At 51.5% G+C, this 21,544-nt stretch carries 23 protein-coding genes and 1 tRNA gene; 3 read left to right on the top strand and 21 right to left on the bottom strand.

The genetic code is table 11. The features are described 5' to 3' along the window. Positions 1-14 precede the first annotated feature (14 nt). On the bottom strand, positions 15-1,448 hold the full coding sequence (locus G9C99_RS10040) for an NAD(P)-dependent oxidoreductase (protein ID WP_166417357.1): 1,434 nt from the start codon (positions 1,446-1,448) through the stop codon (positions 15-17). Between the two features lie 217 nt (positions 1,449-1,665). Between G9C99_RS10040 and G9C99_RS10035 the strand changes: the two genes are divergently transcribed. Next, positions 1,666-2,469, top strand: coding sequence for an undecaprenyl-diphosphate phosphatase (locus tag G9C99_RS10035; protein ID WP_166417356.1), 804 nt, complete (start codon positions 1,666-1,668; stop codon positions 2,467-2,469). Between the two features lie 48 nt (positions 2,470-2,517). Here G9C99_RS10035 and G9C99_RS10030 read toward each other — a convergent pair whose 3' ends face one another. Further along, positions 2,518-3,504 (bottom strand): complex I NDUFA9 subunit family protein, encoded by a 987-nt coding sequence (locus G9C99_RS10030; protein ID WP_166417355.1) that lies wholly within the window; start codon positions 3,502-3,504, stop codon positions 2,518-2,520. 257 nt (positions 3,505-3,761) lie between these two features. Here G9C99_RS10030 and G9C99_RS10025 point away from each other — a divergent pair. Continuing rightward, positions 3,762-3,848, top strand: a tRNA-Leu gene (locus G9C99_RS10025). A gap of 160 nt (positions 3,849-4,008) precedes the next feature. Here G9C99_RS10025 and folD read toward each other — a convergent pair. The 17 genes from folD to ruvC all read right to left on the bottom strand — a co-directional run bounded on the left by folD (position 4,009) and on the right by ruvC (position 19,515). After that, the gene (folD, locus tag G9C99_RS10020; RefSeq protein ID WP_166417354.1) at positions 4,009-4,902 is read right to left on the bottom strand and encodes a bifunctional methylenetetrahydrofolate dehydrogenase/methenyltetrahydrofolate cyclohydrolase FolD; all 894 of its coding nucleotides are present in this window, start codon (positions 4,900-4,902) and stop codon (positions 4,009-4,011) included. Further along, positions 4,899-5,222: a chorismate mutase gene (locus G9C99_RS10015; protein ID WP_205859850.1), complete on the bottom strand. Its 324-nt coding sequence runs from the start codon at positions 5,220-5,222 to the stop codon at positions 4,899-4,901. Before G9C99_RS10015 ends, folD begins: the two co-directional genes overlap by 4 nt. A 66-nt stretch (positions 5,223-5,288) precedes the next feature. Next, positions 5,289-6,965, bottom strand: coding sequence for a formate--tetrahydrofolate ligase (locus G9C99_RS10010; RefSeq protein ID WP_166417352.1), 1,677 nt, complete (start codon positions 6,963-6,965; stop codon positions 5,289-5,291). 149 nt (positions 6,966-7,114) lie between these two features. After that, on the bottom strand, positions 7,115-7,696 hold the full coding sequence (locus G9C99_RS10005) for an MOSC domain-containing protein (protein WP_166417351.1): 582 nt from the start codon (positions 7,694-7,696) through the stop codon (positions 7,115-7,117). Between the two features lie 128 nt (positions 7,697-7,824). Further along, a complete protein-coding gene (ftsH, locus tag G9C99_RS10000) occupies positions 7,825-9,741 on the bottom strand; it encodes an ATP-dependent zinc metalloprotease FtsH (protein WP_166417350.1) in 1,917 nt (638 codons plus the stop codon). Between the two features lie 78 nt (positions 9,742-9,819). Beyond that, positions 9,820-11,067 carry a tRNA lysidine(34) synthetase TilS gene (tilS, locus tag G9C99_RS09995; protein ID WP_166417349.1) on the bottom strand — a complete coding sequence of 416 codons (1,248 nt, stop codon included), beginning with the start codon at positions 11,065-11,067 and terminating at the stop codon, positions 9,820-9,822. After that, positions 11,064-11,891 (bottom strand): tol-pal system protein YbgF, encoded by an 828-nt coding sequence (gene ybgF, locus G9C99_RS09990; RefSeq protein WP_166417348.1) that lies wholly within the window; start codon positions 11,889-11,891, stop codon positions 11,064-11,066. The genes tilS and ybgF overlap by 4 nt, the downstream gene beginning before the upstream one ends. Before the next feature lie 10 nt (positions 11,892-11,901). Next, positions 11,902-12,411 carry a peptidoglycan-associated lipoprotein Pal gene (gene pal / locus G9C99_RS09985; RefSeq protein WP_166417347.1) on the bottom strand — a complete coding sequence of 170 codons (510 nt, stop codon included), beginning with the start codon at positions 12,409-12,411 and terminating at the stop codon, positions 11,902-11,904. A gap of 77 nt (positions 12,412-12,488) precedes the next feature. Beyond that, positions 12,489-13,826, bottom strand: a complete 1,338-nt coding sequence (gene tolB / locus G9C99_RS09980) for a Tol-Pal system beta propeller repeat protein TolB (protein WP_166417346.1) — start codon at positions 13,824-13,826, stop codon at positions 12,489-12,491. Then, the gene (locus G9C99_RS09975) at positions 13,823-14,743 is read right to left on the bottom strand and encodes an energy transducer TonB (RefSeq protein ID WP_231704040.1); all 921 of its coding nucleotides are present in this window, start codon (positions 14,741-14,743) and stop codon (positions 13,823-13,825) included. The genes tolB and G9C99_RS09975 overlap by 4 nt, the downstream gene beginning before the upstream one ends. Before the next feature lie 129 nt (positions 14,744-14,872). After that, positions 14,873-15,343 carry a protein TolR gene (gene tolR, locus G9C99_RS09970; protein WP_166417344.1) on the bottom strand — a complete coding sequence of 157 codons (471 nt, stop codon included), beginning with the start codon at positions 15,341-15,343 and terminating at the stop codon, positions 14,873-14,875. A gap of 2 nt (positions 15,344-15,345) precedes the next feature. Beyond that, positions 15,346-16,041, bottom strand: coding sequence for a protein TolQ (gene tolQ, locus G9C99_RS09965; RefSeq protein ID WP_166417343.1), 696 nt, complete (start codon positions 16,039-16,041; stop codon positions 15,346-15,348). Positions 16,042-16,152: 111 nt separating this feature from the next. Beyond that, a complete protein-coding gene (ybgC, locus tag G9C99_RS09960) occupies positions 16,153-16,542 on the bottom strand; it encodes a tol-pal system-associated acyl-CoA thioesterase (protein WP_166417342.1) in 390 nt (129 codons plus the stop codon). 54 nt (positions 16,543-16,596) lie between these two features. Beyond that, positions 16,597-17,232 (bottom strand): hypothetical protein, encoded by a 636-nt coding sequence (locus G9C99_RS09955; RefSeq protein ID WP_407926013.1) that lies wholly within the window; start codon positions 17,230-17,232, stop codon positions 16,597-16,599. 55 nt (positions 17,233-17,287) lie between these two features. After that, the gene (gene ruvB, locus G9C99_RS09950; protein ID WP_166417340.1) at positions 17,288-18,322 is read right to left on the bottom strand and encodes a Holliday junction branch migration DNA helicase RuvB; all 1,035 of its coding nucleotides are present in this window, start codon (positions 18,320-18,322) and stop codon (positions 17,288-17,290) included. A gap of 12 nt (positions 18,323-18,334) precedes the next feature. Then, positions 18,335-19,012, bottom strand: a complete 678-nt coding sequence (gene ruvA, locus G9C99_RS09945; RefSeq protein WP_166417339.1) for a Holliday junction branch migration protein RuvA — start codon at positions 19,010-19,012, stop codon at positions 18,335-18,337. Next, positions 19,009-19,515, bottom strand: a complete 507-nt coding sequence (ruvC, locus tag G9C99_RS09940; protein WP_166417338.1) for a crossover junction endodeoxyribonuclease RuvC — start codon at positions 19,513-19,515, stop codon at positions 19,009-19,011. Before ruvC ends, ruvA begins: the two co-directional genes overlap by 4 nt. Positions 19,516-19,848: 333 nt before the next feature. On the opposite strand from ruvC, the gene G9C99_RS09935 reads away from it, so the two are divergent. Beyond that, positions 19,849-20,058 (top strand): DUF1127 domain-containing protein, encoded by a 210-nt coding sequence (locus G9C99_RS09935; RefSeq protein ID WP_166417337.1) that lies wholly within the window; start codon positions 19,849-19,851, stop codon positions 20,056-20,058. Between the two features lie 112 nt (positions 20,059-20,170). Here G9C99_RS09935 and G9C99_RS09930 read toward each other — a convergent pair whose 3' ends face one another. Both G9C99_RS09930 and G9C99_RS09925 read right to left on the bottom strand, forming a co-directional pair. Next, complete coding sequence (locus tag G9C99_RS09930; protein ID WP_166417336.1) at positions 20,171-20,521, bottom strand: hypothetical protein; 351 nt, start codon at positions 20,519-20,521, stop codon at positions 20,171-20,173. A 119-nt stretch (positions 20,522-20,640) separates the two neighbouring features. Continuing rightward, entirely contained in the window at positions 20,641-21,510 is an 870-nt protein-coding gene (locus G9C99_RS09925) for a 50S ribosomal protein L11 methyltransferase (RefSeq protein ID WP_166417335.1), read from the bottom strand. Between the last annotated feature and the right edge of the window lie 34 nt (positions 21,511-21,544).

Genomic DNA, 21,544 nt, shown 5'->3' with positions numbered 1-21,544 from the left:
ACCCGGATTTCTCCCTATTCTGCGGCGACGCTGGTGCTTTGATTGAGATAGCTAAGAACACTCTCAGCGGCCTCGCGCCCATCCCGAATTGCCCACACAACAAGCGACGCACCGCGCACGATGTCCCCTACAGCATACACACCATCTAGGCTGGTTGCATGGGTACGGAAATCAGCTTTGACAGTGCCCCAACGGGTCACTTCCAACGCTTTTTCACCCCATAGTGTTGGCAAATCTTCTGGTTCAAAACCAAGCGCTTTTACAACTAGGTCAGCCTCTTCGACATAATCGGCATCTTCAATCACTTCAGGCGATTGACGCCCTGTGACATCTGGTTGCCCAAGACGCATTTTTTGAACTGTAACACCTGAAACTGGATCACCGCTGAACCCCTTAGGCGCAGCCAACCAAACGAATTCCACGCCCTCTTCTTCGGCGTTTTGTGTTTCGCGTTGGGACCCCGGCATATTTGCCCGGTCACGACGATAAAGACATTTCACACTGGTTGCACCTTGGCGAACAGCCGTGCGCACACAATCCATAGCGGTATCACCACCGCCAATGACCACAACCTTTTTACCAGCCGCGTTCAATTCACCTGACGTGAATTCCTCGACCTCATCGCCAAAGCTCACGCGGTTATTGGCCGTCAGATAATCAATCGCCCGCACGATACCGTCGGCATCGGCGCCGGGACCTTCCAGATCCCTTGTTTTATAGACGCCAGTAGCGATCACCACTGCATCGTGTTTGCCACGAATAGCATCAAAAGAAATGTCTTCGCCGACCGTGCAATTCAGCACGAATTCGACGCCCGCTTGCTCCAATTGATTGATCCGACGCATCACCACGTCTTTTTCCAGCTTAAAGCTCGGGATACCATATGTCAGCAAACCACCGGCCCGATCATAGCGGTCATAAACCGTGACCTGAACGCCCTGACGACGCAGAACATCAGCGGCGGCCAACCCGCCGGGACCTGCACCAATGATCGCAACACTTTCGCCACGTTCGGCATTTGGGGTGCCTGGAAGAACCCAACCTTTGTCCCATGCGGTATCGGTAATGTATTTTTCGACAGACCCGATTGTAACTGTGCCGTGGCCGGATTGCTCGATCACACAGTTGCCTTCGCACAGGCGATCCTGTGGACAGATACGGCCACAAATCTCTGGGAAGGTGTTGGTCATTTGACTCATTTGATAAGCTTCTTCCAAACGCCCTTCGGCGGTCAAACGGAGCCAATCAGGAATATTATTGTGCAACGGGCAATGGGACTGACAGTATGGCACGCCACATTGACTACACCGGCTCGCCTGCTCTTCCGCTTTGGCCGCCGCGAACTCTTGATAGATTTCATCGAAATCTTTGTTGCGTTCAATCGCATCACGTTTCTCGGGCATATCCCGATCTACGTTCACAAATTGGAGCATTCGCTGCTTCGCCATTGGCTGATCTCCATAAAATCTATCCTCCCCCCCATCTACACTGCCTTCATGCGCAATAAAAGTCAACCATGCTGACCTTATTTTACTTATTTGCATAATTTATTAGGTTTGAATGAATTTAACTTCTATTTTGCGGCAGTACAACTTACCTATTTACCCCCTTTCCCCTATTTTTCTTGACTATAGATTAGGCACACGAATCAATTGGACACCCCGCATGACATTTCTACACCTCTTTCTGATTGCCATTATCCAGGGCATTACTGAATTTTTACCAGTTTCCTCTTCTGGCCACCTTATATTGCTTCCCGCGCTGACTGGGTTTGCAGACCAAGGTCAAACCATAGATGTCGCACTGCACATCGGCACACTTTTCGCTGTAATGATCTTCTTCCACAAAGATGTTGCGCTTGGCCTATCGGGCATCCCTCGACTGCTATCAGGCAAAATCGACACGCCCGGCTCCAAGCTCGCATTTTTACTCGTGATGGCGACTATTCCAGTCATCATCGTTGGACTTATATTAAAGGTCACTGGCCTTGCTGACGCCATGCGTTCCACAGCGGTGATTGGCTGGAGCATGATGGTGTTTGGGGTTGTGCTCTATTTTGCTGACCAAAAAGGGGAAACGACCAAGTCATCCAATGACTGGTCCTTAAAGGACGCAATGATCATGGGTCTATGGCAAGTCGTCGCGTTGATCCCCGGCTCATCTCGCTCGGGCACAACAATCACAGGCGCACGCATGCTCGGATACAATCGCGAAGACGGCGCTAAGCTCTCCATGCTTATGTCCATTCCAACAATCATTGCCTCAGCGGTACTTTTGGGTGGAGAAGTCATTGCGACAGCTGACGTCGAGGCCGCAAAAAATGGGGCGATCGCTGCGGTATTCTCGTTCATCGCTGCCCTATTTGCACTGAGCCTCATGATGAAACTACTGCGCAGCGTTAGCTTCACCCCATACGTCATTTACCGCATTCTATTAGGCGGCATACTTCTCTACATTGCCTACGCATAAAAAAAGCCCCCGCGAAGGCAGGGGCTTTTCAATTCTACATCCCTAAATTCAAGACATCCGCAGATTTTTTGCTGAGTCTTTTATCGCGTCATACTGGCCCGACGGACGATACCGCCACAAATATTCAGGCAGAACTGTTTCGTAGGACGTCGGTGCGATCCCCAAATCAGCAAAACCCTTTGCCCCTTCAGACACAACATTATCTTTACGCAGGTTCTTCAATTGATCCCGCGTCAGAATTCCATTGGAAACCAAGCCCAGCGTAACAGCCTGCACGGCATCGCCAGCCAGCGCGATAATGGATCCCGCAAAGAATGGAAGGTTCAGAATAATTTTCCGACGATGGATCACGTTTAACATATCTTCCATCATCTCATTCATGGTCTTAACTTCAGGGCCGCCCAATTCATAAATGCCTGCAGCTGCATGTCCCTCAACACCAGCCACAGCCGCCTTTGCAACATCTTCCACGTGCACCGGCTGAAATTTAGTACGACCGCCTACAAGCGGTAGAAATGGCCCCATACGAGACATTGACGCAAAGCGATTGAAGAATTGATCCTCGGCCCCAAAAATAACCGATGGGCGTAAAATGACGGCTTGAGCAAAGTGCTGCAGCACCCCTTCTTCGCCAAGAGCTTTAGATTTAGAATACTCGCTTTCGCTGTCTACATCTGCGCCAAGCGCTGAGACATGCACAAGGCGTGACACACCTTCTGCCGCAGCGATACGTGCGATGCGTTCTGCGCCTTCGTGCTGCACGGCGTCAAATTTGTTGCGGCCTGATTCATTTAGAATCCCGACGCAATTCACCACCGCATCAGCGCCCTGCATAACCGCCCGGACGGATTCGTCGTTCCGAATATTGCAGAACACAGGTTCGACTTGCCCCGGCGTTCCATAAGGTTTGACGTGTATCGCTTCATTTGGGCGGCGCACAGCAACACGAACACGCCAGCCGTCTTTGGCCAATTTACGTGCGATATAACGACCAACAAATCCGGCCCCGCCGTAGATGGTAACTAATTTAGACATAGGTGCCTCCGAAATTCAGTTGATACAGGAATACCCTCCGACGTCGGGCTGAACAAGCAACAAACCTGAGTGTTTTTTCTTTGATGCCTGCAAAACCCGCAAAAACCATTAATAGAAGTCAATGAGGAGCGACAACCGTATCCCAAAATGCTGCTAGACTTAGCGGCGCAATTGATTTTATCAGCTTTCGCGGCACAAACCCTGCGAATCCACTTGACCGGCCTGAAGCGGGGCGATAAGTCCCGCTCACGACACCTGCCCAGGTGGCGGAATTGGTAGACGCGCTAGCTTCAGGTGCTAGTATTCGCAAGGATGTGGAGGTTCGAGTCCTCTCCTGGGCACCAAATCCCCCTACGATAGTATGACCTCAAATCGCGTTGCGTTGTTTGATCGGTCGAAATCCGAGTATTGTCGCCAGCCACATTACAGCATTTAACCAAACTTCACCTATAAACAAAAAAACCAGCCACTTGGGCTGGTTTCGTTTTTGTTATCGGCTTCAGGTTAGGCCGTCAAACCTTCGGGTTCCTGCAGGCCATTCGCGCGGCAGCACGCTGTTAGCGTATTTGCTAGTAGGCATGCGATGGTCATTGGACCAACACCACCCGGAACAGGCGTGATAGCTCCAGCAACTTCAGAAACACTGGCAAAATCGACGTCGCCAACCAGCTTCATTTTACCATCTTCTTTTTCGATACGGTTGATGCCCACGTCGATTACGGTTGCGCCTTTTCCTATCCAGCTACCCGGCACCATTTCAGGGCGGCCAACAGCAGCCACAACAATATCAGCGCGGCGCACAACTTCTTCGAGGTCTTTGGTGCGTGAGTGCGCGATGGTCACAGTGCAGCTATCACCCAAGAGCAATTGCGCCATCGGTTTACCAACAATATTTGAACGACCAATAACAACAGCATTCAGGCCAGACAAAGAACCGTGATAATCACGCAGCATCATCAAGCAACCAAGCGGCGTGCAAGGTACCATTGATTTCTGTCCTGTACCCAACAAACCAACATTGGAAATATGGAAACCATCAACGTCTTTTGCTGGCGAGATAGAATTGATCACCAAATCTTCGTTCAGATGTTTTGGCAACGGAAGCTGAACCAAAATACCGTGGATCGTCTCATCGTTGTTCAACTGGTCGATCAGCGCCAATAAATCGGCTTCAGACGTATCAACGTCAAGCTTATGCTCAACGGATTTCATACCAGTTTCAACAGTCTGTTTGCCCTTAGAGCGCACGTAAACTTGTGACGCGGGGTCTTCGCCAACCAATACAACTGCCAGACCAGGTGTAATGTTGTTTTCTTCTTTTAGGCGCGCAACGTGTGCTGCCACTTTTTCGCGGACTGTACCAGCAAAGGCTTTGCCGTCGATAATATTTGCGGTCATTCGGACTCTCCTAAATCGGCTGGGGTGTCAGGCCCCAACGTGTTTTCTTCGCGGGCAATGGACCAATTGATCAGCGGACGCCAAAGCGTTTCGGCCAAATCCGGGTCAAGCCCTGAGGTTTGCGCAGTTTGGCGAGCGTTGGAAACGACTTCTTCGACACGATCAGGGATCCGTGCAGGCCAGCCATTTTCAGACTTCAGCTCAGCGGCGCGGTCAATGTAAGTGGAGCGTTTGACCAACAGTTGAACCAACTCTTGGTCTAACGCATCGATGGCCAAGCGAAGCTCGGCCATCGTAGAGCAATCTTTAGGGGCACGCATATCTGTCATTTGTCTCTCTGAGAGTTTGACCATGACTTAATACGTGTCCCCGAAGAATTCTACTGCTTAGAACAAACCTTCGATCTGAAGATCGTCATTTAGACAGATTGCTTCAGCAGAAGGTACGCGTGGTAGGCCAGGCATGGTCATGATGTCGCCGCAGATAGCAACGATGAAACCAGCACCTGCTGACAGACGCACTTCGCGAACAGGTACAGAATGACCTGTAGGCGCGCCGCGCAAAGATGGGTCAGTAGAGAAAGAGTACTGAGTTTTCGCCATGCAAACCGGCAAGTTGCCGTAGCCTTGGTCTTCCCATGCTTTCAACTGATCGCGGATTTTCTTGTCGGCCAAAACTTCATCAGCGCGATAGATACGTTTCGCGATGGTGTCGATTTTGTCGAACAAAGACATATCATCAGGGTAGATAGGCGCAAAATTCGCCATGTCCGCGTCAACGATTTCCGCAACACGTGTCGCCAGTTCTTCGGAACCTTTAGAACCAAATTCCCAGTGCTGGGACAGGATCGCTTCGGAACCATGTGAAGCTACGTAGTCTTTTACAGCCTGAACTTCAGCGTCGGTGTCGGTCACGAAGTGGTTGATTGCAACAACAACAGGAACACCGAATGATTTCAAGTTCTCGATGTGACGACCAAGGTTTGCGCAGCCATCGTTTACAGCCGCAACATTTTCACCACCAAGATCAGCTTTCGCTACGCCACCATTCATTTTCATCGCGCGTACAGTTGCAACAAGCACAACCGCAGACGGTGCAATGCCAGCTTTGCGGCATTTGATGTTCATGAATTTCTCAGCGCCAAGGTCAGCACCAAAGCCTGCTTCGGTCACAACGTAGTCTGCAACTTTCAGCGCAGTTTTAGTTGCGATAACGGAGTTACAGCCGTGTGCGATGTTCGCGAATGGGCCACCGTGAACGAACGCTGGGTTGTTTTCCAGTGTTTGAACGAGGTTTGGTTGCATCGCGTCTTTCAGCAATACGGTCATAGCGCCGTCTGCTTTGATGTCGCGTGCGAATACTGGTGAACGGTCACGACGGTAGGCAACGATGATGTCACCCAGACGTTTTTGCAGATCTTCAAGGTCAAGCGCCAAGCAAAGGATCGCCATAACTTCAGACGCAACAGTGATGTCAAAACCAGCTTCGCGTGGGAAACCGTTGGAAACGCCACCCAAAGACGCAGTGATCTGACGAAGTGCGCGGTCGTTCATGTCAACAACACGACGCCATGCAACACGGCGTGTGTCGATTTCTAGTGAGTTACCCCAATAGATGTGGTTGTCGATCATTGCAGACAAAAGGTTATGCGCGGATGTGATCGCGTGGAAGTCGCCTGTGAAGTGCAGGTTCATTTCTTCCATTGGAACAACCTGGGCGTAACCGCCGCCCGCTGCGCCGCCTTTCATGCCAAAGCATGGGCCGAGGGAAGCTTCGCGAATACAAACAGCTGCTTTTTTGCCAATACGGTTCAGACCGTCACCCAAACCAACAGTTGTTGTTGTTTTACCTTCACCCGCTGGTGTCGGGTTGATCGCAGTAACGAGGATCAATTTACCGTCTTCGTTGCCTTGAACAGACTGGATAAACTCTTGGCTAACCTTTGCTTTGTCGTGGCCGTAAGGCAGCAGGTGCTCTGAGTTGATGCCCAACTTTGCGCCAATCTCTTGGATTGGTTTTTTGTTGGCTTCGCGTGCGATTTCGATATCTGACTTATATGCCATGGCTTCCTCTGAATCAAATGTGCGAGTCTTCTGACATTGTGATATCTAGACTTCTGGAAAATGAGCATTGCATTTCCGACATTTCCAATACCGGAATCGTCCCGGTACGCGATTGCACACCTATTTTGGGGTTTCCTACGCAGAAGAGCCTATCTTGATTGCCACGCTCTTTGAGTTGGGACAAACAAATTGACGCGCTCCCCGAGCTCCAGCACGCCCTCGGCTTCGATCCAAGCTGTGATCCCGCGCCTACCGACCGCAGACGACTTAAAACTGCGCCCTTTGCCTTCATGGCTTTCATCAATATATTTAGCAGGTAGGTGGCAAGGGGCGTTTTCAACATCAACAACCAAAGTCACGCCGCTTTCGGTTTGCAATCGCGCGCTGGGGGGAAGATGTGTCAGATCAGGTAATCCCGACAGTATTAATGAAGCACCTAGATCTTCGGGTTGCAATTTAGGCACCCCCATAACACTAGCAACTTGCGAAAGCTCTTCGGCTGACAAAACAGAAAGCTGCCTTGTATTTCGAATTTCGGTTCCCAAAGGATAGAAATCCCGAACACGACCACAAGATGGCCGAGTTAACCCACCATGGGCTTCCCCCAAAGGGCCTGAGAACGCTACCTTTAGTCTGTCTACCGCTATAGACCTAAGTGATTGTTCCCGATCAGGGACGTAGCCCAGCCAAACAATTTCACCAATAAATTCCGTTTTTTCAAAAACTGGCATCTCAATCCCTATGCAATCGATACCAAACTGTGCGGTGGAACATGCACCTGCGCAAGCGCAATTATCGAAACAAATCCTAAACAAAAAAACACCGCGGAAATTTCCGCGGTGTTTTTTCCGTCTATATTTTACGAAGTTGGTTCCGGCTCAAGCCCACCATCCGTTTTTGGTTTTGGCTTGGTTTTCGGAATGGCCGTAACACTTGGTGCAGAACCTTGATCGGTATCGTCATTGTCATCATTTGACTGTGGCGGCTCTCCGCGAATGACTCGTTGGATTTCTTCACCCGTTAGGGTTTCATACTCCAACAAGCCTTGCGCCAAACGTTCAAACTCTTCGTTTTTATCTTCAAGAATTTGAACCGCACGATCATAGCCGGCATCGATCAAAAGCTTAACTTCTTCTTCGATCAGCTCTTTCGTCGCGGCAGATACTGAAAACCCACCAGCGCCGTTGCCCATGTAACCTTCGTGCGCCTGTTCATAGTCGATATTCCCAACTTTTTCAGACATGCCCCAACGCATAACCATCGCACGTGCAAGGTTCGAAGCCTGTTGAATATCGCCAGACGGGCCATTTGAAACGTGGCTTTCACCCCATTTACGAATTTCCGCCGCTTTACCCGCCATGGTCATCGCAATGCGTTGCTCACATTGATCTTTGTGCCAATTCAGACGATCCATCTCGGGCAGGCTCATCACCATACCTAAAGCCTGACCTCGTGGAATGATTGTCGCTTTATAGACCGGATCGCAAAGCGGCAAGGACACACCAACGATCGCATGGCCAGCCTCATGATAGGCCGTCATTTCTTTTTGCTCAGGCGTAAGGACCATAGATCGCCGTTCGGCACCCATCATGACCTTATCTTTGGCGTTTTCGAAATCTTCCATAGTAACAAACCGACGACCAACGCGTGCAGCCATCAACGCAGCCTCGTTCACGAGGTTTGCAAGGTCCGCACCAGAGAAACCGGGAGAACCACGCGCAATGATGCGCAGATCAACGTCTGGGCCCAAAGGTGTTTTGCGCGCATGCACGCCCAATATCTTCTCACGGCCTTTGATGTCTGGGTTTGGAACTGTCACCTGACGGTCAAAACGACCCGGACGCAGCAACGCAGGGTCCAGAACGTCGCGACGGTTGGTTGCCGCGAGAATGATCACCCCCTCGTTGCTTTCGAAACCGTCCATCTCAACCAGCAATTGGTTCAATGTTTGCTCACGTTCATCATTTCCGCCGCCGTAACCGGCACCACGAGAACGGCCAACGGCGTCGATCTCATCGATGAATACAATACAAGGCGCATTTTTCTTTGCTTGTTCGAACATGTCACGCACGCGAGAAGCGCCCACACCCACAAACATTTCGACGAAATCAGAGCCCGAAATGGTGAAGAACGGCACACCTGCCTCACCAGCAATCGCCCGCGCCAGCAAGGTTTTACCAGTACCCGGAGGACCAACGAGCAATGCCCCTTTTGGAATTTTACCGCCAAGACGAGAAAATTTCTGAGGGTTACGCAGAAACTCAACGATTTCTTCGAGCTCTTCTTTCGCTTCGTCAATCCCAGCAACATCATCAAATGTCACACGACCAGCGCGCTCAGTTAGCATCTTAGCTTTGGATTTTCCAAAACCCATCGCACCGCCTTTGCCGCCGCCTTGCATCCGGTTCATCATAAAGAACCAAAAGCCAATCAACAGCGCTACAGGTAACAACAAGGTAAGCAAAGAGAAGAAACCAGATTGTTCTTGCTGTTCCACTTGGACCGCAACATTTTTTTCAATCAGGCGATCGGTGAGGTTTCCATCTTCCAGAGGCCGAACAGTGGTGTAGTTCTGGCCATCGGTTCCACGTACAACAACGCGTTCCCCATCCAATGTCACACCGGCGACGTTTCCATTATCGACCGCCGTTATAAAATCAGAATAACTGATTGAACGGCTTTGCAGGCCGGACTGATTGTTGCTGAACAAGTTGAACAAAGCAACAATCAGCACCAATAGTACAACCCAAAAGGCGATGTTTCTCGCGTTTCCCACAGGGAGTCTCCTCAGATTCGTTCGGCCGGACTGTAATCAACGGGCCACCTGTTTAAAATAGAGATCAGATCAGTTTGTTCAATGCGATAAAACAGATGAATGAAAATGATCTGAAGAATAAATGAGTTCTGCACGGAATTCTGGGTTAAATCCAGCTAAAGGTGCGGCAATAAGTACATCGTTTTGCCAAACAGCTGGAGATGCGAGCAAACTTTGTCTGGAAACTCCCGTTTCGCGCCAATCTGGACAGGCACGCAATCCTGTCTCCCCAAGCGCCGCAATTTTCGCTCCATCAATTTTTGGTCCCGAAACCTTCCAGCGATGATCCCATACCTCTCCAAGCAGGCTTTCGATGTGTTTTACCCTTTGATATTCTCGAGAAACAACAATCACACCTCCCTTTTGACGTATCACACACCCATGTAAAGTGGCATCGTTGCCCGCCGACAACATCCTAACAATTTGATCAACGCTCGATTGACGTGGCGCATAAGTTGTCTTGCTCACCCAGCACATTGCATGGACCAGCAAACGTCGACGAATTTCGTCACTTAGCTCCCAGAATCCATTTTTATCAAATAAAACATCACCATCATGTACACGCGCATAAGCCCTAGCGGCGTTCTCAGTGCTACTGTTCAAAGCGCGCCGAACAGATTGCATGTTCATTGCTACAGTGCTTAAGGCATCTACTGTTAGACCCAATGCTTCAAGTTGAGGCATCGACTTTCGTAAATTCACCCGATGGTAGGCACGATCCTCATTAGACGGATCTGAAGTCCATTCACATGCGTCAGCGCGTAAATAGCCTTGCAATTCCGCGCGACGCACAGACAGAAGAGGTCGTAAAAAAACCATTTCGTAGCGGGAGATTTCCGGCTCCATGGCGCACAATCCATCCACTCCTGCTGAACGCCCAAGACGCATCAACACTGTTTCGGCCTGATCATCTTGGGTATGCCCTAACATCACGGCTTTTACATCCAAAGCCTGCGCCCACTCAGCCAAAAGCCGGTATCGTGCATCGCGTGCCGAGGATTGCAAATTCCCCGTGCCATTCCAATCCGACCAGTTCAATATTTCGTGTGGAACTCCTAATTTCGCGCAATGATCTGCAACAAATGCGGCTTCCTGTCGGGCTTCAGGGCGAAGGCCGTGGTCAACGGTCGCCGCGACCACACTGCCTGTTGGACAGCTCCGGGCTGCGAGATACAACAGCGCCAGTGAATCACTGCCTCCGGAAACCGCGACACCCAACCGGCCAGAAGGCAACCCTGCTAAGGATGCCCCCAGCTTGTTCTTTAAATCGTCACGATCGGACGTCACGAACATTCCAAGTTTTGTAGCGCTGAGCGTGCTTCGACAGCAATATCTGCGGTTGGAAACCTCACGCCGACCTGATCAAACATTTGACAGGCCTCGGCTGTTTGGCCCAAATCCGCGAGACTACGGCCAACTTGATACAGAGCGTTCGGAGCTTCAGCACCTTGCGGTGCTGAACTGAAACTATCCAAATAGGCCCGCGCGGCACTGCGAGTATCGCCCAACTGCTCTAATGCTGAGCCACGCAAAAAATGCGCGCGTGCTGACAAAGGACCACCAGGATAGGTTTCGGTATAGACCGCAAATTGCTCAGCAGCCCCACGATAATTCCCATCACTAAGCGCATCTTCCGCACGATCAAAATCTTCACGCTCAGCAACCGCCAATTGCACACCCGTATCTGATGACGGAACCGGGATAGGCGCGGTCGAGGCGACATCAACATTGCCCAACGTCGTCCCTTGCCCCAAATCGGCTAGATCACAGTTTGGCTCTAATTCGCAAAGACGGAATTCCAAATCACCAATTTGATTACCCCCCACAGTCGCGATTTGATTAACCCGAAAATCCAATTGCTCCGTATTCGCCGTTAAACGTTGAAGTTCTGCTTCAATAGCATCAATGCGCTCAAGAGGACTATTGCCGCCGACAGATGCACTTGGTGACCCGGTTGTTGATAATTCTCGCTTGAGCCGCTGAACCTCAACATAGAGCAACGACAATTCTTGGCGAATATCCGCGAGCGTTTCAGTGTCTTGCGCAACACCCATAACCGGTGTCGTCAGGGCCAAAACTGATGCTACAAAAAGGGATGAAATCCGGGTCATCTTGATTTCCTTAGCTGGTCAATGCACCGGCAGAAATCACCGTCACCGCGCGACGGTTCTGCCCGTAACAAGTTTCATCAGAACACACCTCGATCGGACGCTCTTTCCCGAAAGAAACGACGCGAAGACGGTTGGATGCAATCCCCTGCGACGATAGATATTCCTCGACCGCATTCGCTCGGCGCGCACCTAATGCAAGGTTATATTCCCGCGTTCCCTGTTCATCTGCGTGACCTTCGATCAACGCATCGAACTCAGGGTTCGCATGCAGCCAATTAGCCTGTGCCAACAATGTCGCGCGGGCGCCATCTCCGAGAGTGCTTTGGTCAACTGCGAACAATACGCGATCTCCGATTGTTTCGCGGAAATACGCTGGTGAACTTGGATCATTCACACCATTCAAATCCGCAGTACTGTTATAATCGGTGCCATTCCCGCCAGTCCCGTATTGCGATGGGTCTGTACATGCCCCTAGTCCAATCGCTGCGACAAGCAGCAGTGTCTTTGATACCAAATTCATTTTCTCTGCCCTTTGTTATAGTGTGTTCTATTCGCTTAATCTGCAGTTTCATAACATTTTACGTGCCAATTGAAAACTTATGGCAATAACGGCGACCAAGCCGGATCAGACGCCGCATTTGGCGTGTTCACCCGCCGCAAATTACGGCCGGAAATGTCTACTGAATACAACGCCGGCGCACCACCTGCCCCTGCAGTTTCACGCATAAACATGATCACGCGCCCATTTGGTGACCAACTCGGACCTTCATCAAGAAACGACGCCGTCAGTAATCTTTCCTCTGATCCGTCGGTGCGCATCACGCCAATGTGAAACCGGCCTTCGTTTTGTTTGGTAAAGGCGATCAGATCCCCACGCGGCGACCAAACCGGCGTACCGTAGCGCCCTTCCCCAAAACTAATCCGACGAGGCTCCCCTCCGGTCGCTGGCATGACATAAATCTGAGGCGAACCAGAACGATCGCTTTCAAACACGATCTGACTGCCATCCGGCGAAAAGCTAGGCGCGGTTTCAATAGAAGGCGCGCTGGTCAAGCGGCGCGTTTGGTTCGTCCGCAAATCCAATGTGTAAATGTCTGAATTGCCACCGGAAGATAGTGAATATACCACCGTTTGCCCGTCGGGGCCAAAGCGCGGCGCAAACGACATCGTGCCTTGCTGTTCTGCTAAAACGCGTCGCTGAACGCTTCCGACATCTAACAGATAAACTTGGGGAAAGCCGCTTTCGTAAGATGTATATAAAATGCGATCTCCGGTCGGTGAAAACCTAGGGTTTAAAACCAGGGCATTGCTGTCCGTCAGAAATTGCACATTCGCACCATCGTAATCCATGATAGCCAAACGTTTACGGCGATCATTTTTGGGACCAGTTTCAGATACAAAAACCACGCGGCTGTCAAAATATGGGTCTTCCCCCGTGATACGCGAATACACCGTGTCTGCAACCCGATGCGCTAAACGGCGCCAGCTGGTCGTCGTGCCGCCTAACCGCAGGCCTTCGCCCAGCTCATTGCCCGAGAATACATCATAAAGGCGAAACTTCACTGTGACCTGACCGTCTGATGTCACATTGACCGCACCCGTGATCAACGCCTGCGCATTGATCGCGCGCCAATCAGCATATTGAACAGGACTGTTAAAATCAGACGTTTGTGAAATAAATGCAGATGGGTCGATCTGCCGGAAAAGGCCTGTTGCCTGTAAGTCGGCCGCAACCACTTGCGAAATCCCCAATGCGATCTCTTCAGAGCCTGCGGCTTCGGGCATGAACGTTGGCAATGCAAATGGCAGAGGTTCAATCACCCCTTCCGTGATCTCGATGCGCAAAGGCCCATTTTGCGCAATAGCAGCAAAACTAAAGACAGATGCAGACACGACCACACCAAGGGTCAAAATGAGGGATCGCAAAAAGGTCATCGTGTTCTCATTCTTTCTGGATTGAAGGTGATTTCAATATCACGCCACTGTTCATATTTCTCAATCGGCAGATCATATCCACGCGCTCCGCAGCGGATAATCGCCCGCCGCGCTGCCTGAAAGGCTGTGTCAACTGCCCGGCCCGACCCACCTTCGCTGGACACCAAGCGAAGAGAATTGCTGACGACAGTTGCGTCGCGGTTCATCGACATGCCTACAACAACAGTTACATTCGCCGCCGTAGATCCGACATCCACATTCCAACATTGAGAAACAGCGACCCGTAGTCCCTCGCGCTCCCCACGTGTAAGTGGCGGGCCAGAAGGTCCGCGCGGCGTTTCGGCGGGCTCATTGGCCTCGTTCACAGCTTGATTGATTAAATCCGCGAGCGGATCGACCTCAGGCTCAGGTGTGGCTTCAGCAACCGGTTCAGATACTGGCTCTACAACGGGATCAGGGCGCGAAGGCCGAGCCGTAGGCCGACGAGAACGCGCAGGTGCGAGCGCCGCCAAAGTATCAACCTGTTCGGCCTCTGTGACGATTTCTGTACTCGCCTCTTCCTGTGCTGCTTCTTCACGCGGTTCAACGGGAGCCTCAGCCTCAACCGTTTCAGAAACCGCTTCAACCGGCACGTCAGCGATTTCAACCTCAGGCTCCGGTGTTTCAACAGGTTCCGGAGCCACGCGGTCTGCTGGTCGCGGTATGGGTGTTGTGTCAATTTGTGGCTGTTCTGTTGTGCCTGTCTCAGACGGGGGTGCCGGTGTCTCAGGAATGGTTTCATCAACTTCGGGCGCAATGGGCTCTGGTGGAGTTTCAGTTTCCACAGGCGTAGGCGGGGTAATTTCCTCAACTGGCTCAGGGGGCGTCTGCACGACAGCAGTGGCCGCAGCGATTGCCGCGAACTCCGCTTCTGACATGATGGACACCGAAGTTACTTGCACCTCTGACCTTTCGCTACGCCAAATCAGCCCGCCAAACAGGATCCAACAGATTAAAGCCAAATGGCCCCCACCTGAGATATAATGCCCCGTTTTCAACGACCCGCCTTATTCGCTTTGACCTGTCAACGCAGGCCCACCCGTTTCGGTCACCAGACCGATATCGTTAAATCCAGCATTGTTCAGCGCCCCCATGACCTGAACAACGGCCTCATATGGAATTGCGCCATCCGCCCGCAGAAAAACCTTGGTGCTATCGCGCTCTGTCGCCACAGCGCGCAAGCGATTAATCAAATCTTCGCGTTCAACATCCGTGGTTTGAATCAAAGTACGGCCATCAGCAGTCAATGTGACTGTCAAAGGCTCCTCTTGTTCTGCGGCCAAAGCACCTGCAGCCGTTTCAGGAAGCTCAACAGGAACGCCGACGGTCAACAAGGGAGCTGCAACCATGAAGATAATCAACAGCACCAACATTACATCGACAAAGGGCGTGACGTTAATTTCGCTCATCGCGTGGTTTTTCCCACGCCCAGAACGCCGTCTGCGTCCGCTGTCTTTTTTGATGACGCCCGCCCCCATGATTAGCTATCCAACTGACGGCTAAGAATGGTCGCAAATTCATCTGCAAATGCTTCGTAACCAGAAATGATCCGATCACTGTCAGCAGAAAGTTTGTTGTAGAATATCACCGCAGGAATAGCTGCCAAAAGCCCAAGCCCCGTCGCCAGCAATGCCTCGGCAATACCGGGGGCGACAACCGCCAAATTCGTATTCTGCTGCGCTGCAATTTCGACAAAGGCATTCATGATGCCCCAGACCGTACCGAACAACCCAACAAACGGCGCGGTGGATCCAACTGTCGCCAGAAATGATAGACCACCGTTTAGGTCTTCGCTTTCCTTGGCGATCGCGACATCCATTGAACGATCGATACGCGCCTGCGCACCCGCGATCAAACCACCGTCAGACCGATGGGACCGCCGCCATTCCGTCATCCCTGCCGCAAATACCTTCTGGGCTGATCCTGCGGGTGATGGCCCGATTTTCTCGTACAATTCATCCAGCGGTTCACCAGACCAGAAAGCGCGATCAAACTCCGCAGCTTCAGCCCGAGACTTTCGATAAGAGATCGTCTTTTGCACAATAATCGACCACGACCAAAAAGAGGCCACAATCAGCATAATCATCACAAGCTTCACACCCAGTGTCGCCCGTGCAAACAGCGCCCACAAGGAGAAGTCAATCTCCTGCGCCGCATTTAGGATTTCGGTTTCCATTAGCCTGCTCTTTTGTTTTGGCCGTCTTTTGCGACCCTATTTGGGACCAAATCTAACCCAGTTTCACGGGGAAAGCTATCAAATGCGTGTCAGCGGCGCGAAAACACCGAATTAATGCAGCATTAGGCGAATATTTGCCGGAAGACGCGAGGGTTGCCCCGTTTCGGTCAGGGCCACGAGGGTCACAGCGGCCGAAAATAGCAACGTTTCACCCCGTTTGACGTCCTGCCGCAATACAATGCGCACACCTGTCACAGCTTCGCGTGTGGTTTCAACGGTAAGTTCATTATCAAATTTTGCCGAACTTAAATAATCTGCCTCAAGATGCCGCACCGCAAAAACGATACCTTCGTCTTCCTTCAGGCGCGATTGATCAATGCCAAGCTCTCGAACGAACTCAGTGCGAGCTCGTTCAATAAACTTTAGATAATTTGCATAATATACAATCCCGGCCAGATCGGTATCTTCGTAATAAACGCGTAAAGGGAACTTATGTGTCATGTGCCTGCCAATGTTTTTTCAGAACAAAGCAGGACCAGACAATCAAAGCAACCCTTAGCTATCCGTTTGGGCAGCTTGCAGGCGCGCAAACATCCGCAAAGCATGTGACGCATCGCGTGCAGCGGCTGGCATGGTAAGATCGTAAGCCGCGCGAATAACGTCAGCGATATCCGGGCGCAAGACGACGCTCCCATCTGGCAAAGACGCCAAAGGTGAACTTTCGCGAAATACCGTGTCTGACCACAATAAAATTGCCTGCACCATTTGACCAAGCGCGATGGTTTCCGCAGGTTGATCCGCCATTTCATCGGTCATGCAAACAAAACTAAAGCAAGCCTGAATCGCACCATCATCATCAAACCGGAACGCGCGATACTGCGACGCATTTGACGCCTTCAGCCGATCAACGGTGGTCGCCAAATTCGGTATCAATTCATCCAGCTTTGGCGTCGCAGTCAATTCATCCCAATCACGGATGAAGAATACCATCAGGTTTGTACCAAGTTCAGGATCGGTTTCCGCCATTTGATGGCCCGCCAGCGTAACGACCGCCTCAATCGCGCCCTTCAGAACCTCAAGCGTCTCTTCCTCGACCCCAAACACCACAGGCACGATAGGGCGCCCCCAACGTGAAAACACATAGGAACCATCAGCGCGCGTAAACAGAGCTTCGATTTCAGTTGGGGTCATAAGGCGCTCCATCGTCTAAAAGATGCCATTGCCATAAATTGCGCCGCGCATTTGCTCAACCAAATAAATCGCTTTGCTTGCGGGAAGGTTCAGGCTTTGGCATCGGAAGACCCAGATGATCCCACGCTTTTTGCGCCAACATCCGTCCACGCGGCGTCCGCTGAATAAGCCCCTGTTGCAACAAGTAGGGCTCTATCACCTCTTCCAACGCATCCCGACTTTCCGAAAGAGCGGCTGACATTGTTTCAATCCCAACCGGGCCACCCGCGTAGTTTTCCGCAATCAAACGCAAATACCGTCGGTCAGCTCCATCCAGACCCAGATAGTCCACACCCAGACGTGTCAGGGAACTATCTGCGATCTCTTTCGTAATACGCCCATCACCTTCGACAACCGCAAAATCGACAACGCGGCGCAACAGTCGCCCTGCAATCCGTGGTGTTCCGCGCGCCCTACGGGCAATTTCGCGCGCACCGGCGGATTCCGCAGGCACCCCCATCATCCTTGCACCGCGCGTGACGATTTCGTGCAGCTCATCCTCTGTATAAAACTGTAACCGCGTCGGAATACCAAATCGATCGCGCAAAGGCGTGGTCAACAGTCCAAGCCGCGTCGTCGCCCCCACCAGCGTAAAGGGCTGCAATTCAATCCGCACTGTGCGCGCTGCCGGACCTTCGCCAATCACAAGATCAAGCTCAAAGTCCTCTAAAGCCGGATATAGAATTTCCTCAACCACTGGATTGAGGCGATGAATTTCATCGATAAACAACACATCCCGCGCCTCAAGGTTTGTCAGGATTGCCGCCAAATCGCCCGCCTTGGCCAAAACAGGCCCAGAGGTCATGCGGAAATTCACCCCCAATTCCCGTGCCATAATTTGCGCCAGCGTTGTTTTTCCCAACCCCGGTGGACCATGAAACAGGGCGTGGTCCATCGCCTCCCCCCGGCGTCGCGCGCTTTCGATAAAAACCTTTAGGTTTCCACGGGCTTCTTTCTGACCAATGAATTCATCCAGAGATTGCGGGCGTAATGCGCGGTCGGTATCTTCGGGACGCTGTTCAGGGCGCAATGTTGGATCAGGTTCAGACACGGTTTTCCCCCATCACCCTTTGGGCGCAAGAAGCTTCAGCGCCTCGCGGATTAGAACAGACGTATCAGCGTCAGAATTGTTTTCAGCCGCCTGCGCCACGGCGCTCGCGGCATCGGATGGGCCATAGCCAAGATTGGACAAAGCCGACAACGCATCAGATTGATGCACGGCCCGACTTGGCGCTTTGGGTTTGGCAGGGGCACGTTTTGCGGCGGGTTCAGGCGCCTCTATGACTTCGGCCTCTGCAAGGCCCTGCGCGTCCTCTAACGTCCCGCCAAGCGCCATGACTCCTGGCGCTTTGTCCTTCAGTTCATTCACCACACGTTGCGCAATCTTCGGGCCGACACCAGGTGCCGCCTTCACCGCACCCCAATCGCCCAAAGCAATCGCACGACTTACGCCATCAGCGCCCAATGTGCCCAATATGGCCATCGCCGCTTTAGCCCCGATCCCCTGCACCGAAAGCAACAGCCGATGCCATTCCTTTTCCAACAAGGTCGGAAACCCAAACAATTGCAGCAAATCTTCGCGCACCAACAATTCAGTATAAAGCGCGCACGCCTCCCCCACCGGGGGCAACCCCATCAATGTGCGGTCCGAGCAATAAACCAAATACCCGATACCGCGCACATCAATCATCACATGATCTGTACTTTTGTATTCAATGCGCCCTGAAATCTTACCAATCATGCTCCGGCCTTTTTGATAGCAGCATCCAAACGCCCTGCTGTTTGACAATAAAACGAATGACAAATCGCAATAGCCAGCGCGTCGGCGGCATCCGCACTGTCCAGCTTAACGCCGGGCAACTGTAAACGCACCATGTGTTCTACTTGTTTTTTATCCGCATGGCCTACACCAACCACGGCCTTCTTGACTGAATTGGGGGCATATTCACCAATCTCCAACCCCGCCCGCGCAGGCACGAGCATCGCAATGCCCCGTGCTTGACCCAATTTCAGAGTCCCAGCACCATCTTTGTTTACAAAGGTTTTTTCAACAGCGGCGGTATCAGGGGCAAATTGCGCCACAACTTCACTGAGTTGATCAAAGAGTGACAGGAGCCGAACCGACAAATCGGCCCCTTCTGAATGGCAAGTCCCGTTCGCAACGTGAGTGATTCTGCTTCCAAGCACATCAATCACACCCCAACCAAGGTTTCTCAGCCCCGGATCAATGCCCAACACCCGCATACTGCCAACTTTCTGTATTTTCTTTTTCTACGCAGTAGCACGAAACGCGAACATTTGCCAATCCGCAAACGCGCGACCTAAATTTGCAGGAATCCGACAAAACAACCACCTCGCGTACAAAATACGACCTCTTTAGGGCTGAATTCGCCGCATTTAACACGATTCAAAACACCTATTTCGCCCTTAAAAACAAGGGGAAAACGACGTTTTCCAAGCCATGCAAAAAACGCAGATGAGACATGCAAAAATCGATCTTGTTTGCAGCGGCAACCACGACTAAATGCCGCTCAGAACAAAACACACAGTGCCAACTCGTATATAAGGAATATTCACATGGCAGCTTATGAAAACGCAATCGTCTCCGCCAACACAAGCTTTGGCATCTTCGCAACCGCTAGACAGTCGATTTTCGCGACTTTGACTAAGTGGAACGAAGCCCGTTTGACACGCAATGCGTTGACGTCACTGTCTGATCGTGAATTGTCCGACATCGGCCTGTCACGCGGCGACATCGAAGATGTCGTCTCCCGTCACGTTCTCTGAAACGTAAACGGGCCCACTTGTGTTGAAAAAGCTGCGCTTAATAAGCGCAGCTTTTTTATGTTCACTAGAAATGAAACAAAAAAGGGACTGTCCTCAGCCCCTTAAGTTCGTCTTATAATGGAAAAAGATCTCGTATCTGGATCGATACCCAAGCAGATAGTGGATCTTCTTGCATGACGAATGCACCGATTTGATCAATCGCGGAGCCGCTCTGCAGCAACTCAACACGATCTGCATAAGACTCTGTGCCATAGTAAGCCAATAGTGACGCCTTAAGCACCAGCATTGCCAAAGTAATTAAACCAACGCTTTTCCAAAGCGGCGACACCGGGCGGCGGTTGGAATACACCACCACCTGTCCATCATCCAAAATCGCAGCAATATGACCACGCCCGCGTTTACGGTGTGACTTCCGGATACCACGCACCCGGTTCTCAAACTCATGAAGATTGGTGTCTGCCATAGCGTCCTCCACATCCTTACCTAATACAAATTGCGCAACAGCTGCGCGGAAAGCTTTAGATGAGAATACTTCAGACGGTATTTGAAACCAAGTTTATCAGGACTTATCGTTAATTTTCACTAGTTTTGACGTAAAGTAAGGGTGGTCCACTCAACAATTTCATCTCTTTTGATAAGATTGAAGCCATTTCGTGCATAAACGTCGATCACCTCATCAGCCTGCTCATTGAGGATTCCAGACAGAATCGCATAACCATCAGGGCGGATGTTTTCAGCCATATCTGGCGCAAGGCCAATCAATGGGCCCTTTAAAATATTGGCGAAAACCAAATCATATGGGGCAGCATCTGTCAGAACAGGATTATCAAAACCCGCCGCTTCGCAGCAAATGATGCGATCGTTCAGGTCATTTGCCTTCGCATTGGCCACCGCGACATCAACGGCCACCTCGTCAATATCGCTGGCATATACAGGGTTAGGCCAGATACGCGCCGCAGCCATCGCCAAAACAGCTGTACCGCAACCAACGTCCGCAACTTTATCCCCCACGAACCCATCCTTCGCGAGTGTATCAAGCGCCCGCAAGCAACCCAACGTCGTTCCATGATGCCCAGTACCAAACGCCATCGCCGCCTCGATCAAAAGCGGAATGCAATCGTCAGGCACTTTGTCCGCATCATGGCTACCGTATACAAAGAAACGCCCAGCCTCGACCGGCGCAAGTTCGCGACGCACATGTGCCACCCAATCTGTTTCCGGCAGCTCAGACACAGCAAACGGCTTCGTATCGAACGCTACCGCCAACAACGCCAATCCTGCCTCGTCTGGGGCTTCGATAAAATATCCCCCTACTTCATACAGACCAGAGCCATCTTCGACCTCAAACACCCCAACCCCTGTCGGTTCTGGGTTCAGACGTTCCATCGCTTCGCCGAGTTGCTCAGCAGCGGATTTTCCTGTCAAAGTGGTCAAAGCGGTAAAGGTCGGCATGGGGTATCCTTTCAGAGGTCACGCGCCGGATACC

Source organism: Cochlodiniinecator piscidefendens, assembly GCF_011326755.1.
Classification (GTDB): Bacteria; Pseudomonadota; Alphaproteobacteria; order Rhodobacterales; family Rhodobacteraceae; genus Cochlodiniinecator; species Cochlodiniinecator piscidefendens.
This window is presented reverse-complemented; position numbering and strand designations above follow the sequence as displayed.

What these genes read in the sequence shown, in the direction of transcription:
- G9C99_RS10040 (WP_166417357.1), bottom strand. Translation starts at nt 1,448, where the DNA reads ATGGCGAAGCAGCGAATGCTCCAATTTGTGAACGTAGATCGGGATATG.
- G9C99_RS10035 (WP_166417356.1), top strand. Translation starts at nt 1,666, where the DNA reads ATGACATTTCTACACCTCTTTCTGATTGCCATTATCCAGGGCATTACT.
- G9C99_RS10030 (WP_166417355.1), bottom strand. Translation starts at nt 3,504, where the DNA reads ATGTCTAAATTAGTTACCATCTACGGCGGGGCCGGATTTGTTGGTCGT.
- folD (WP_166417354.1), bottom strand. Translation starts at nt 4,902, where the DNA reads ATGACCGCAAATATTATCGACGGCAAAGCCTTTGCTGGTACAGTCCGC.
- G9C99_RS10015 (WP_205859850.1), bottom strand. Translation starts at nt 5,222, where the DNA reads ATGCGTGCCCCTAAAGATTGCTCTACGATGGCCGAGCTTCGCTTGGCC.
- G9C99_RS10010 (WP_166417352.1), bottom strand. Translation starts at nt 6,965, where the DNA reads ATGGCATATAAGTCAGATATCGAAATCGCACGCGAAGCCAACAAAAAA.
- G9C99_RS10005 (WP_166417351.1), bottom strand. Translation starts at nt 7,696, where the DNA reads ATGCCAGTTTTTGAAAAAACGGAATTTATTGGTGAAATTGTTTGGCTG.
- ybgF (WP_166417348.1), bottom strand. Translation starts at nt 11,891, where the DNA reads ATGACCCGGATTTCATCCCTTTTTGTAGCATCAGTTTTGGCCCTGACG.
- pal (WP_166417347.1), bottom strand. Translation starts at nt 12,411, where the DNA reads ATGAATTTGGTATCAAAGACACTGCTGCTTGTCGCAGCGATTGGACTA.
- tolB (WP_166417346.1), bottom strand. Translation starts at nt 13,826, where the DNA reads ATGACCTTTTTGCGATCCCTCATTTTGACCCTTGGTGTGGTCGTGTCT.
- G9C99_RS09975 (WP_231704040.1), bottom strand. Translation starts at nt 14,743, where the DNA reads ATGTCAGAAGCGGAGTTCGCGGCAATCGCTGCGGCCACTGCTGTCGTG.
- tolR (WP_166417344.1), bottom strand. Translation starts at nt 15,343, where the DNA reads ATGGGGGCGGGCGTCATCAAAAAAGACAGCGGACGCAGACGGCGTTCT.
- tolQ (WP_166417343.1), bottom strand. Translation starts at nt 16,041, where the DNA reads ATGGAAACCGAAATCCTAAATGCGGCGCAGGAGATTGACTTCTCCTTG.
- ybgC (WP_166417342.1), bottom strand. Translation starts at nt 16,542, where the DNA reads ATGACACATAAGTTCCCTTTACGCGTTTATTACGAAGATACCGATCTG.
- G9C99_RS09955 (WP_407926013.1), bottom strand. Translation starts at nt 17,232, where the DNA reads ATGACCCCAACTGAAATCGAAGCTCTGTTTACGCGCGCTGATGGTTCC.
- ruvA (WP_166417339.1), bottom strand. Translation starts at nt 19,012, where the DNA reads ATGATTGGTAAGATTTCAGGGCGCATTGAATACAAAAGTACAGATCAT.
- ruvC (WP_166417338.1), bottom strand. Translation starts at nt 19,515, where the DNA reads ATGCGGGTGTTGGGCATTGATCCGGGGCTGAGAAACCTTGGTTGGGGT.
- G9C99_RS09935 (WP_166417337.1), top strand. Translation starts at nt 19,849, where the DNA reads ATGGCAGCTTATGAAAACGCAATCGTCTCCGCCAACACAAGCTTTGGC.
- G9C99_RS09930 (WP_166417336.1), bottom strand. Translation starts at nt 20,521, where the DNA reads ATGGCAGACACCAATCTTCATGAGTTTGAGAACCGGGTGCGTGGTATC.
- G9C99_RS09925 (WP_166417335.1), bottom strand. Translation starts at nt 21,510, where the DNA reads ATGCCGACCTTTACCGCTTTGACCACTTTGACAGGAAAATCCGCTGCT.